We start from the raw sequence: 13,161 nt of genomic DNA, 5'->3' as shown, positions 1-13,161 counted from the left end.
TCGTCTCGGTGTGGCGCGCATTCTACGGAGCGCCCCGCACCCTGGCAAGCACTTTTTAAACTTTTTGCAAAAAAAACCTCAGGCCTTTCAAAGACCTAGCGTTGTCGGGCGATTCTTTCATGCATAAGCCACTGCTGGCCCTCTGACAGGGCTGGCCTGAATTCACCGCTCGGAGAATAATGCCCGCCTTATGCATTAAGGAGAGATTGCCCCTCATGTGGTTCAAGAACCTGCTGACCTACCGCCTGACCCAGGAAGTTCCGTTCGAGCCTGAAGCGCTGGAAGCCGCCCTGGCCAGCAAGCCGGCCCGCCCCTGCGCCAGCCAGGAGCTGACCACTTATGGTTTCGTCGCGCCGTTCGGCAAAGGCGAAGACGCTCCCCTGGTGCATGTCAGCGGCGAGTACCTGCTGATTGCCGCGCGCAAGGAAGAACGCATCCTGCCGAGCAGCGTGGTCAACGACGCGGTCAAGGAGAAGGTCGAAGAGATCGAGACCGAGCAAATGCGCAAGGTCTATAAAAAGGAACGCGACCAGATCAAGGACGAAATCATCCAGGCGTTCCTGCCGCGTGCGTTCATCCGCCGCTCGATGATTTTCGCTGCCATTGCCCCGCGCCTGGGCGTGATCCTGGTCAACTCGGCCAGCGCCAAGCGCGCCGAAGACCTGCTGTCGACCCTGCGTGAAGTGATGGGTTCGCTGCCCGTGCGCCCGGCCACGGTGAAGATTGCGCCAGTGGCCACCATGACCGACTGGGTCAAATCGCAGCAAGCCGCCGAAGGCTTCTATGTGCTGGACGAGTGCGAACTGCGCGACACCGCCGAAGATGGCGGTATCGTGCGCTGCAAGCGCCAGGACCTGACCGGCGAAGAGATCCAGCTGCACCTGAGCACCGGCAAAGTGGTGACCCAGCTGGCCCTGGCCTGGCAAGACAAGCTGTCGTTCATCCTCGACGACAAGATGGTCATCAAGCGCCTGAAGTTCGAAGAGCTGCTGCAGGAGCAGGCCGAGCAGGACGGTGGCGATGAGGCTGCGCAGCAGTTCGATGCCAGCTTCCAGCTGATGATGATGACCTTTGCCGAATTCCTGCCGGTGCTGTTCGAGGCGCTGGGTGGGGAAGAGATCCCGCAAGGGGTCTGATTGGTATGAAATGCCGGTGCTGGCCTGAATCGTTTTCTGCCAGCACCGGCCTCTTCGCGGGTAAACCCGCGCCTGCAAGTGGTAACCCCTTGCAGGCGCGGTCTTGCCCGCAAGGCCGCAGACAGGCACCATGGTGCCCACGGTGAGGACGACCTCACGACGCACCGCGTGACCACTCCGGGGACGGCCCCATCATTCAAACGATGGAGACACACTCATGTCCTGGATCATCCTGTTTTTCGCCGGCCTGTTCGAGGTTGGCTGGGCCGTCGGCCTCAAATACACCGACGGTTTCACTCGACCGCTACCCACTGTCCTTACCGTCGGCGCCATGGTCATCAGCCTGGGCCTGCTGGGCCTGGCCATGAAGGAGTTGCCGCTGGGCACCGCCTATGCCATCTGGACCGGCGTAGGCGCAGTCGGTACGGTCATCGCCGGGATCATTCTGTTCGGCGAGTCCATGGCCCTGGTGCGGCTGGTCAGTGTGGCGCTGATCGTCTGCGGCCTTGTCGGCCTGAAAGTCAGCGCCAGCTAACCCCTATCGCAGAGGGCCGCGCAGGCGGCTGACCTGTTCGCGCAACACCTCAGGCTGCGCCGCCTCCACCGGGACGGCGGCGCCTGCCACGATGGTCACCCGCGACCACAGGCGCTTGAAGAAGCCCTTGGCCGGGTCGCGGCTGAAGAAGCTACCCCACAACCCCTGCAAGGCCAGCGGAATCACCGGTACCGGCGTTTCTTCGAGGATGCGGCTGACCCCACCCTTGAAGACATCGATTTCGCCATCGCCCGTCAGCTTGCCTTCCGGGAAGATGCACACCAGTTCACCATCCGCCAGGTATTCGGCAATGCGCGCGAAGGCCCGCTCGTACGTCGCCTGGTCTTCGTTACGCCCGGCAATCGGGATGGCACCGGCAGTGCGAAACACGAAGTTGAGCACCGGCAGGTTGTAGATCTTGTAGTACATGACAAAGCGGATCGGCCGGCGGATAGCCCCGCCCAGCAGCAACGCATCGACGAACGACACGTGGTTGCACACCAGCAACGCTGCACCTTCGTCGGGGATGCGCTCAAGGTCTCGGTGCTGCACGCGGTACATCGAATGGCTGAGCAGCCAGATCAGGAAACGCATGGTGAACTCGGGCACGATCCTGAAGATATAGGTGTTGACCGCGATATTGAGCAGCGACACCACCAGGAAAAGCTGCGGGATGCTCAGCTTGGCCACGCCTAGCAGGATGATGGTGAGCACCGCCGACACCACCATGAACAAGGCATTGAGGATGTTGTTGGCCGCGATCACCCTGGCGCGCTCGTCCTCGGCCGTGCGGGCCTGGATCAACGCATACAGTGGTACGATGTAGAAGCCGCCGAACACACCCAGGCCAATGATCGACAGCAAGATCCACCAGGCCTGGCTCATGCCCAGCAGTGCCAGCCAGTCGTGCGGCGCTGCTGCAGCCGGTACATCACCGGAGTGCCACCACCACAGCAGGCCGAACAGGGTCAGGCCGAACGAGCCGAACGGCACCAGGCCGATTTCCACCTTGCGTCCACTGAGCCGCTCGCACAACAGCGAGCCCAGGGCAATGCCCACCGAGAACAGGGTCAGCACCAGGGTCACCACCGTGCCATCACCGTGCAGCCAATCCTTGGCATAGGCCGGGATCTGCGTGAGGTAGATGGCGCCGACAAACCAGAACCACGAGTTGCCGACGATCGAGCGCGACACCGCCGGCGGCTGGCCCAGGCCCATGCGCAAGATCACCCACGACTGCTTGAAGATGTTCCAGTCCAGCGGCATCTGCGGCGAGGCGGCAGCCGCCCGAGGGATCCAGCGGCTGGCGAGGTAGCCGAGTACCGCCGTGCCGACCACGCCACCGGCTACCACCGTTGCGTAGCTGTCGGCCGACATCATCATGCCCGCGCCGATGGTGCCGGCGAGGATGGCGAGGAAGGTGCCGGTTTCCACCAGCCCGTTACCGCCCACCAGCTCTTCCTCGCGCAGGGCCTGCGGCAGGATCGAATACTTCACCGGGCCGAACAGCGCCGAGTGGGTTCCCATACCGAACAGCGCCACCAGCATCAGCGCCAGATGGTTGGTGACAAAGCCCAGTGCACCAATCGCCATGATCACGATTTCGGCCAGTTTGATTGCCCGGATCAGCGCATCCTTGGCGAACTTCTCGCCAAACTGCCCGCCCAGCGCCGAAAACAGGAAAAACGGCAGTATGAACAGCAAGGCACACAAGTTGACCCAGATCGATCGGTCACCATCGCCCAGGCTGAGCTTGAACAAAATCGCCAGGATCAGCGACTGCTTGAACAGGTTGTCGTTGAAGGCACCCAGCGACTGAGTGATGAAGAACGGCAGGAAACGCCGCTTGCCGAGCAAGGTGAATTGCGAAGAGTGACTCATCGTCCTTGGTCCTGAGGGCTTTTCAATTGGAGGCTCGCCAAGCGCGCCGGGCCACAAATCTGCATGGGAAATGCGCTGGCTGGCAAGCACCGGCTCAGGCATGACCACGCAAGCTTGCGTTCAAGGACCTGCTGGCAGTTGCAGCACTGGCGCTAGGTCACTCGAAGCCAAACAACGCCCGCGCGGTATCCAGCAACAGTGCCTGGCGCAACTGCGCTGAACAACCCAAGGCCTCGAACTGTTCGACAGCGCTGCCGAAACTGACCTCCGACTCATGCTGGGTATGCGGCCAGTCACTGCCCCACATCAACCGCTCTGCGCCGTAATGGGCTTCCAGCGCGCACAGCGCCTGACGGGCGAATGCCAGGTTCTCCTCCGGCGAGCCCTGCAGCCTGTAGATGCCGGACACCTTCACCCACACCTTGCCCCGACCGCTCAGGGTCAGCAGTTCGGCAAACCCCGGCTGGCCCAGGCCACGGCGGGCATCCGGGCGGCCGAAATGGTCAATCACGATGTCCAGCCCATAGGGCTGCAATGCCCGCACCAGCACTGGAATGTCCGCCACCTGACGGTGCAGTTCCACGTGCCAACCCTGCTCGCCGATGCGCTCCAGCAGGGGCCGCCACTGCGCGCCGGTCAGGTCAGGCATGTCTTGCCCCATGAGGTTGAGGCGTACCCCCCTGACTCCCAATCGGGCCATTTCCGCCAAGGTCGCCTGCTCGACATCCCGCTCCAGCATCACCACCCCGCGCAGTTGCCCTGGCACGGTCTGCAAGGCGCTGAGCAGGTAGCGGTTGTCGGTACCCAGGAAGCTGGGCTGGACCAGTACGCCATGGCTGAAACCATGGGCCCGCAGTTGGCCCAGGTAGTCGCCCAGCGGCGCATCGTAGTTGGGCGCATAACGCCGCTGGCTGGCCAGGTTCAGCCCACGGCTGAACACGTGGGCGTGGCTGTCGATGGCAGTCAGGTGCAAAGCGGGTGCGTCGGGCATGGTTCTCATACAAACAGGTTCAGGTTACTTGGCGACGGCACCGGCCGTTTCCGGCGCAGGTGCAGATTCAAGGTTGCGGCCACGGGTTTCGGGCAGGCACAGGGCTGCAATCACCGCAACGCCATAGGCGATGCCGGCATCGATGCCGATGGCACTGCCCAGCGACATCGACTCGCTCATGTGCCCGACCAGGAACGGGAACACGGCCGACAGCACGCGACCGAAGTTGTAGCAAAAGCCCACCCCGGCGCCGCGCACGTCAGCCGGGTACAGCTCATTGAAAAACGCACCCAGGCTGGCCGGGATGCCGGCGGCGAAAAAGCCCAGCGGGAAGCCGAGGAACAGCATCTGCGTATTGGTCAGCGGGAAGAACACGTAGGCCTGCACGGTCAGTACACAGCACAGGGCGAACAGCAGGATGTTCTTGCGCCTGCCAATACGGTCTATCAGCAGGCCGCTGACCACGCAGCCGCACCAGAAGGCCAGGATGATCACCGCCAGGTAACCGCCCGAGTTCAGCACCGAAAGGTTGCGCTCTGTCTTGAGGAAGGTCGGCAACCAGGTCATCACCGCGTGGTAGCCACCGTGGGCACCCAGGCCGAGCAAGCCGCCCAGCAGGGTCACACGCAGCAGTTCAGGGCGGAAGATGCCAGCCATCGACTGCAAGAAGCTGGAAGGGATGGCTTTTTCTTTCTGCAGGCGCTGGAAGCTGTCCGGCTCAGGCACGTTGCGGCGTACCCAAATGATCAGCAGCGATGGCAGCAGACCGACGAAGAACATCACCCGCCAGGCAAACTCCTGCGGCACCAGCGAGTAGATCAGCATAAACAATGCCACCGCCAGGCCCCACCCCACAGCCCAGGCACTCTGCACTGTACCCATGACCTTGCCGCGATACTTCGGGTTGATGGTTTCGGCCATCAGCACAGCGCCGGCTGCCCATTCGCCACCGATGCCAAAGCCTTGCATGGCCTTGACGAACAGCAACGGGTAGAAGCCGGTGACGAACGCCGAAAGAAAGGTGAAGAACGAAAACCAGAGAATCATCCATTGCAGGGTACGCACGCGACCATAGCGGTCGGACAGTGTGCCACCCAGCCAGCCGCCGATTGCCGAGGTCACCAGGGTCAGGCCACTGATCAGGCCGGCATCGCCCTTGGTCAGGGAGAACGCGGCGATCAGCGCGGGGATGGCCAGGCCGAACATCTGCACTTCCAGCGCATCGAGCGACCAGCCGCCGAAACAGGCCCAGAATGTCTTGCGTTCCCGTGAGGTGATCTCGCGATACCAGCTGAACATGATTGTTATCCTTCTAGTCGTGGGTGTGACGGGCAGGCGAAGCCACTGCGCCGTGGCAGCACGGCGCAGACAGGTGAAGGGTGAAGCGACCGGTTTAACGAATGTCGATGCGGTAGCGGAAGTGCTGCGCATGGCCGCGCGAGCGGCGCCATTCCAGAGGTTTGCCGGCGTAATCGCGGGCCAGGCGCTCGATCACGACCACCGGGCTGTCGGCCGGCAGTTGCAGCAAGCGGCCATGCACCGCGTCGACCGCTTCGGCGGTCAGGGTTTCTTCGGCGTAGGCGACCACCTGACCGCACAGCGCTTCGTAGATCGGGTACAGCAGCGGGCCCTCGCTGTTCAGATCCACGTCCAGCAGCGGCTGGAAGGTTTGGCGCGGCAGCCAGATTTCTTCGGCCAGCACCGGCTGGGCGCCGAGCAGACGTGTGCGAATGATGCGGATCACTTCTGCCTCCCCTGCCAGGCCCAATGCCTCGGCCACCGCGGAAGGCGCCGGCAGCGACTCGATGGAGAGAATGCGGCTTTCCGGCACTATGCGCTCGCCATTGGCGGCCTCGAAACGGAAGAAGCGGAACAGCGACGACTGGAACTGTGGGCGGCGAATGAAGGTGCCGCGGCCCTGCTGGCGCTCCAGCACGCCTTCGGCCACCAGGACATCGACGGCCTTGCGCACGGTACCGATCGACAGGTCGAACTCGGTGGCCAAGGCTGCCTCGGTCGGGATCGCTTCCCCCGGGCGCCAGCGGTTGTTGGCAATTTGCGCGACCATGTGGTCGCGCAGTTGTTGGTAGCGGGGCAGTCGAGCATCACCGGTCAATGGGTGCATGGGTCTCGCTCTCGTCTTGTTATATAAACATATATATGAATTTTTCGAGAGTATTCCCTGAGCCTGTCGGGCTGTCAATCCTCCGCCTGTCGCCCTTTGGTAGGCGAAACAGCCTTGTGTCGGGAGGACCGCATGTGGCTTATGCTTGTGCTCGGCAAACCCGCACAACAAGGACGTGGCAATGCTCGCCGCCATAAAACGCTACCCGCACACCGTTCGCCTGCTGCTCACCACCACCTTCACGCTTACCGTCGCCCGCGCCCTCACCCTGCCCTACCTGGTGGTTTACCTGGCTGACAATTTCCAGCTGCCGATCAGCCAGATCGGCCTGCTGATCGGTGGCGCGCTGATCGTTGCCTCGCTATTGAGTCTGTACGGTGGTCATCTGGTCGACACCTTGAGCAACCACACGCTGGTCAGCGCCAGTACCCTGCTGTTCGCCCTGGCCTTCGTCGGCGCGGTCGCCAGCCGTTCGGCACTGCCGTTCTTCTTTTGTCTGGTGTTGATCAACCTGGCCCTGGCAGTGGTCGACATCGCCGCCAAGGCAGGCTTCTGCGCGTTACTGCCGGTGGATGAGCGGGCCGAGGTATTCGCCATCAAGTACACCCTCAGCAACGTCGGCTACGCCGCCGGCCCGTTGCTGGGCGTGGCCATGCTTGAACTGAACGACCATGTGCCGTTCCTCGCCTCTGCGCTGCTTGGCCTGGCCATGTGCCTGGCTTATTGGCGCCTGGGTGATCGCAGCCTGCAGGCCAGCGCGCCGGACAAACCTGCGGCCGGCTTCGGCCAAGTGGCGCTGGGGCTGGCGCGGGATCGTCGGCTGGTGTGCTTTACCGTGGGCGGGGTGCTGAGCGCGGTAGTGTTCGGCCAGTTCACCGCCTACCTGTCCCAGTACCTGGTGGTCACCAGCAACCCGGCCGAAGCGGCACGGCTGATCGGCTATCTGGTCACCACCAACGCCGTGACGGTCATTGCCTTGCAGTACCTGATTGGCCGGCGTATCAGCCGCCAGCGCCTGATGCCGTGGCTGTTGGCCGGCATGGGCCTGTTCATCGCCGGCTTGCTGGGTTTTGCGCTGGCAGGCTCGGTACTGGCCTGGTGCCTGGCGATGCTGGTGTTCACGCTGGGCGAAATCATCGTGATCCCGGCCGAGTACATGTTTATCGACCTGATCGCACCGGAGCACTTGCGCGGGGTGTATTACGGCGCGCAGAACCTGTCCAACCTGGGGGCGGCGCTGGGCCCGGTGATGGTGGGTTTTGCACTGGTACACCTGTGGCCGGGGGCAGTCTTCTACCTGCTGGTGTTGTCGGTGATACTGGCAGGGGTGTTCTATTGGTTGGGTACCCGAAGGGGTTGATGTTGCCTGTTCCGGCCCATTCGCGGGTGAACCCGCTCCTACAACCATCGTCTGCGCTGACGAAGCGGCACTTGCGTGCCAGACTGATTGATCGGGACCGCGTTACCTTTTTGCTTCGGAGTCTTCATGTCGTTGTCCAGCGGGCTGATCGCCGTGGTCGCCCTGGCCTATATGGCCATCATGTTCGCCATCGCCTTCTATGGCGACCGCCGCAGCACGCCATTGCCGCCAAAGCTGCGTGCCTGGGTGTACAGCCTGTCGCTGGCCGTGTACTGCACCAGCTGGACCTTCTTCGGCGCGGTCGGCCAGGCCGCCGAACAGCTTTGGGCGTTCCTGCCCATCTACCTGGGCCCGGTACTGCTGCTGATCTTCGCCCCTTGGGTGCTGCAGAAGATGGTGCTGATCAGCAAGCAGCAGAACATCACCTCGATCGCCGACTTCATTGCCGCGCGCTACGGCAAGTCGCAGACCCTGGCAGTGGTGGTGGCACTGATCTGCCTGGTCGGTGTGCTGCCGTATATCGCCTTGCAGCTCAAGGGCATCGTACTGGGCGTGAACCTGCTGATCGGCGCCAACGCCGACGCCACCGGCACCCGCGTGCAGGACACCGCGCTGGTGATATCGCTGGTACTGGCGCTGTTCGCCATCGTCTTCGGTACCCGCAGCCTGGATGTGACCGAGCACCACCGCGGCATGGTCCTGGCGATCGCCTTCGAATCGCTGATCAAGTTGCTGGCGTTCCTTGCCGTGGGCATCTTCATCGTTTTCAACCTGTTTGACGGTTTCGACGACCTGTTCAGCCAGGCCCGCCAGTCGATCCACTTGCAGGACTATTGGAAAGAAACCATCAATTGGCCTTCCATGGTGGTGCAAACCGCCGTGGCGATGATGGCAATCATCTGCCTGCCCCGACAGTTCCACGTTACCGTGGTGGAGAACATCGAACCGCAGGACTTGCGCCTGGCGCGCTGGGTATTCCCGATGTACCTGGCACTGGCCGCGCTGTTCGTGGTGCCGATTGCCCTGGCCGGGCAGATGCTGCTGCCCGGCACGGTGATCTCCGACTCGTTCGTCATCAGCCTGCCCCTGGCCGAGGCGCACCCGAGCCTTGCCCTGCTGGCGTTCATCGGCGGTGCCTCGGCGGCTACCGGCATGGTGATCGTCGAGGCCGTGGCGTTGTCGACCATGGTGTCCAACGACATGCTGCTGCCCTGGCTGCTGCGCCGCAACAACGCCGAGCGGCCTTTCGAAGCGTTCCGCCACTGGATGCTTTCGGTACGCCGGGTAACCATCGTGGTGATCCTGCTGCTGGCCTATGTCAGCTACCGCCTGCTGGGTTCCACCGCCAGCCTGGCGACCATCGGCCAGATTGCCTTTGCCGCTGTGACCCAGCTCACCCCAGCCATGCTTGGCGCGCTGTACTGGAAGCAGGCCAACCGTCGCGGTGTGTTCGCCGGCCTGGCCGCTGGCATTTTCCTGTGGTTCTACACCTTGGTGCTGCCGATTGCCGCGCACAGCCTGGGCTGGTCGTTGCAGTTGTTCCCTGGCCTGGCGTGGCTGCACGGCAACCCGCTGAACCTGCCGATCAGTCCACTGACCCAAGGTGTGGTGCTGTCACTGGCGGGCAACTTCACCCTGTTCGCCTGGGTTTCGGTGCTGTCGCGCACGCGGGTTTCCGAGCACTGGCAGGCCGGCCGGTTCATTGGCCAGCAGACCAGCGCGCGGCCCAGCAGCAAGCCGCTGCTGGCGGTGCAGATCGACGACCTGCTGACCCTGGCCTCGCGCTTTGTCGGGGAAGAGCGCGCACGGCAGAGCTTCATCCGCTTTGCCTACCGCCAGGGCAAGGGTTTCAACCCTAACCAGAACGCCGATGGCGACTGGATCGAGCACACCGAGCGCCTGCTGGCCGGGGTGCTCGGTACCTCGTCGACCCGCGCGGTGGTCAAGGCGGCCATCGAAGGCCGCGACATGCAACTGGAAGACGTGGTGCGCATCGCTGACGAAGCCAGTGAGGTGCTGCAGTTCAACCGCGCCCTGCTGCAAGGCGCCATCGAGAACATCAACCAAGGCATCAGCGTGGTCGACCAGAACCTGCACCTGGTGGCCTGGAACCGCCGCTACCTGGAACTGTTCAACTACCCGGACGGACTGATCAGCGTTGGGCGACCGATTGCCGACATCATCCGCTACAACGCCGAGCGCGGCCTGTGCGGCCCCGGCGAGGCACAGGTGCATGTGGCGCGGCGGCTGCACTGGATGCGCCAGGGCCGCGCGCACTCCTCCGAGCGGCTGTTCCCCAATGGCCGGGTGATCGAGCTGATCGGCAACCCGATGCCGGGCGGTGGCTTTGTCATGAGCTTCACCGACATCACCCCGTTCCGCGAGGCCGAGCAGGCCCTGCGCGATGCCAACGAACGCCTTGAGCAACGCGTGGCGGAGCGCACCCACGAACTGTCGCAGTTGAACCAGGCGCTGTCCGAAGCCAAGAGCCAGGCCGAAGCGGTGAGCAACTCCAAGACCCGCTTCCTGGCCGCCGTCAGCCATGACCTGATGCAACCGTTGAACGCCGCACGGCTTTTCTCTGCCGCCTTGTCGCAACAGGCCGAGGGCATGAACGAAGAGGCCCGGCAGTTGGTACAGCACATGGACAGCTCGCTGCGCTCGGCTGAAGAGCTGATCAGCGACCTGTTGGACATCTCGCGCCTGGAAAACGGCAAGATCACCCCGGATGCCAAACCCTTCGCCCTCAACGAACTGTTCGACACCCTGGGCGCCGAGTTCAAGCTGCTGGCGGCCGAGAAAGGCCTGGAGTTCCGCCTGCGCGGCAGCCGCCTGCGGGTGGACAGCGACATGAAACTGCTACGCCGGGTGCTGCAGAACTTCCTCACCAATGCCCTGCGCTACGGCAAGAGCCCGATCCTGCTGGGCGCGCGCCGACAGGGCGAGCGCCTGTGGCTGGAGGTCTGGGACCGTGGCCCGGGCATTGCTGACGACAAGCTGCAAGTGATCTTTCAGGAGTTCAAGCGCCTGGACAGCCACCAGACCCGTGCCGAGAAGGGGCTAGGCTTGGGCCTGGCCATTGCAGACGGTCTGTGTCGGGTGCTGGGGCATCCGCTGGAAGTGCGCTCATGGCCAGGCAAGGGCACGGTGTTCCGCGTCAGCGTACCGATTGCACGCCAGGCCGCCGCGGCGCCAAGCACGCCCGTGGAACAACAGGGCGGCCAGCCACTGGCCGGGCTGCAAGTGCTATGCGTGGACAACGAAGACAGCATCCTGATCGGCATGAACAGCCTGCTGAGCCGCTGGGGTTGCCAGGTATGGACCGCGCGCAACCAGGCCGAATGCGAAGCCCTGCTGGCCAAAGGCATGCGCCCGCACCTGGCATTGGTGGACTACCACCTGGACGACGGCGAGACCGGCACCGGGCTGATGGGCTGGCTTCGAGCACGGCTGGGTGAGCCGGTACCCGGTGTAGTGATCAGCGCCGACGGCAGCAAGGAAACCATCGCCCTGGTACATGCATCAGGGCTGGACTACCTGGCCAAACCGGTCAAGCCTGCGGCCTTGCGCGCCCTGCTCAATCGCCATCTGAGCCTGGCTCAGTAACCGCTACCTCGGGCAGCGCCTCATCGGACAGCGCCCGCTCCAGCAGGTCTGCCGGCAAGCTCTTGCTGGCACGGGCGCCCAGCAGCTTAAGCTGCTCGCTACGGCTAACCAGGTTGCCACGCCCTTCGCACAGCTTGTTGCGCGCTGCCGCATAAGCCTTGTCCACCTGCTGCAAGCGGCTGCCCAGTTCGTCCAGGTCCTGAATGAACAGCACGAACTTGTCGTAGAGCCAGCCGGCCCGCTCGGCAATTTCGCGGGCGTTCTGCCCTTGACGCTCCTGCTTCCACAGGCTGTCGATAACCCGCAAGGTGGCCAGCAACGTGGTAGGGCTGACAATCACGATCTGCCGGTCGAAGGCCTCCTGGAACAGGTTCGGCTCGGCCTGCAGGGCCGCCGAAAAGGCCGCCTCGATGGGCACGAACAACAACACGAAGTCCAGGCTGTGCAGGCCTTCGAGGCGGCTGTAGTCCTTGCTCGACAGGCCTTTGACGTGGCTGCGCAGCGACTGCACATGCTGCTTGAGCGCAACTTCGTCGTTGCCGGCAACGAACTGCTGGTACGCCGTGAGGCTGACCTTGGCGTCCACCACCACTTGCTTGTCGCCGGGCAGCATGATCAGCACATCCGGCTGGAAACGCTCACCATCGGCGCTTTTCAGGCTGACCTGGGTCTGGTATTCGCGGCCCTTTTCCAGGCCGGCATGTTCCAGCACACGTTCGAGGATAAGCTCACCCCAGTTACCCTGGGTTTTCTGGCCCTTCAAGGCCTGGGTAAGGTTGGTGGCTTCGTCGGACAGGCGCAGGTTGAGCTGTTGCAGGCGCTCCAGCTCCTTGCCCAGCGAGAAGCGCTCGCGGGCCTCTTGCTGGTAGCTTTCCTCCACGCGTTTTTCGAAGGCCTGGATGCGCTCCTTGAGCGGGTCGAGCAACTGGCCAAGGTGCTGCTGGCTGGTCTGGGCGAAGCGCTGCTCGCGTTCGTCGAAGATCTTGGTGGCCATGTCGGCGAACTGGGCGCGCAAGGTGTCACGGGCCTCCTGCAGGTCTTCCAGGCGTTGCTGGTGGCTTTCCTGCTGTTCACGCAGCTCTGCGTCCAGGCGCGCGGTTTGCGCCTCCAGGCGACGCAGTTCGGCTTCGCGATTGGCGCGCTCAAGGCTCCAGGCGTGGGCGGCATCACGGGCGTTGTCGCGATCGATCTGCAGCAGCTCCAGCTCACGGCTTTGGGCGGCCAACTGGGCCTGCTTGACGGCGTTGGCCTCACTGAGGTCGCTGACCTCGTCGCGACTGGCGTCCAGTTGCGCCTGCAGGCCAGCCTGGGCCAGTTGGGCTGCATTGAGGCGTTCTTCGAGCAAGGCCTGCTCAGCTTGCCGTGCGCCCTGGCGGCGCTGCACCTGCATGACCCACACCAGGCAGGGTATTGCGCCTGCCACCAAGCCCAGCAGAATGCTGGCCAGATCCACTGTCATGCTTACCCCGAACGCTCTGATGCAAATTGAGTGCAGCTTATCAGCCTGATGGGTGTGTTGCCTGCATC

General features: G+C 63.4%; 9 protein-coding genes. 4 read left to right on the top strand and 5 right to left on the bottom strand.

What is annotated here, in order from left to right; all coding sequences use genetic code 11:
- The first annotated feature begins 215 nt into the window (after positions 1-215).
- Together rdgC and sugE are read left to right on the top strand one after the other, a co-directional pair.
- Positions 216-1,136: a recombination-associated protein RdgC gene (gene rdgC, locus ACF8O8_RS01360; protein ID WP_003252510.1), complete on the top strand. Its 921-nt coding sequence runs from the start codon at positions 216-218 to the stop codon at positions 1,134-1,136.
- Between the two features lie 217 nt (positions 1,137-1,353).
- Positions 1,354-1,671 carry a quaternary ammonium compound efflux SMR transporter SugE gene (sugE, locus tag ACF8O8_RS01355; protein ID WP_010952753.1) on the top strand — a complete coding sequence of 106 codons (318 nt, stop codon included), beginning with the start codon at positions 1,354-1,356 and terminating at the stop codon, positions 1,669-1,671.
- Between the two features lie 3 nt (positions 1,672-1,674).
- Here sugE and ACF8O8_RS01350 read toward each other — a convergent pair whose 3' ends face one another.
- The 4 genes from ACF8O8_RS01350 to ACF8O8_RS01335 all read right to left on the bottom strand — a co-directional run bounded on the left by ACF8O8_RS01350 (position 1,675) and on the right by ACF8O8_RS01335 (position 6,668).
- Positions 1,675-3,552: an MFS transporter gene (locus ACF8O8_RS01350; RefSeq protein ID WP_129933916.1), complete on the bottom strand. Its 1,878-nt coding sequence runs from the start codon at positions 3,550-3,552 to the stop codon at positions 1,675-1,677.
- A gap of 157 nt (positions 3,553-3,709) precedes the next feature.
- Positions 3,710-4,543, bottom strand: coding sequence for an amidohydrolase (locus ACF8O8_RS01345; protein ID WP_049587235.1), 834 nt, complete (start codon positions 4,541-4,543; stop codon positions 3,710-3,712).
- 24 nt (positions 4,544-4,567) lie between these two features.
- Positions 4,568-5,842, bottom strand: coding sequence for an MFS transporter (locus ACF8O8_RS01340; protein WP_010952750.1), 1,275 nt, complete (start codon positions 5,840-5,842; stop codon positions 4,568-4,570).
- A gap of 94 nt (positions 5,843-5,936) precedes the next feature.
- Positions 5,937-6,668, bottom strand: a complete 732-nt coding sequence (locus ACF8O8_RS01335) for a GntR family transcriptional regulator (protein WP_020189988.1) — start codon at positions 6,666-6,668, stop codon at positions 5,937-5,939.
- A gap of 181 nt (positions 6,669-6,849) precedes the next feature.
- Between ACF8O8_RS01335 and ACF8O8_RS01330 the strand changes: the two genes are divergently transcribed.
- Positions 6,850-8,028, top strand: coding sequence for an MFS transporter (locus ACF8O8_RS01330; protein WP_010952748.1), 1,179 nt, complete (start codon positions 6,850-6,852; stop codon positions 8,026-8,028).
- Positions 8,029-8,154: 126 nt separating this feature from the next.
- Positions 8,155-11,634: a PAS domain-containing hybrid sensor histidine kinase/response regulator gene (locus tag ACF8O8_RS01325; protein WP_010952747.1), complete on the top strand. Its 3,480-nt coding sequence runs from the start codon at positions 8,155-8,157 to the stop codon at positions 11,632-11,634.
- Here the strand turns inward: ACF8O8_RS01325 and rmuC are convergent.
- On the bottom strand, positions 11,606-12,979 hold the full coding sequence (rmuC, locus tag ACF8O8_RS01320) for a DNA recombination protein RmuC (protein WP_162490567.1): 1,374 nt from the start codon (positions 12,977-12,979) through the stop codon (positions 11,606-11,608). The two genes, ACF8O8_RS01325 and rmuC, sit on opposite strands and share 29 nt — an antisense overlap.
- Positions 12,980-13,161 lie beyond the last annotated feature (182 nt).

It is taken from the genome of Pseudomonas sp. TYF_14 (assembly GCF_043105275.1).
GTDB classification, from domain to species: Bacteria; Pseudomonadota; Gammaproteobacteria; order Pseudomonadales; family Pseudomonadaceae; genus Aquipseudomonas; species Aquipseudomonas alloputida.
This window is presented reverse-complemented; position numbering and strand designations above follow the sequence as displayed.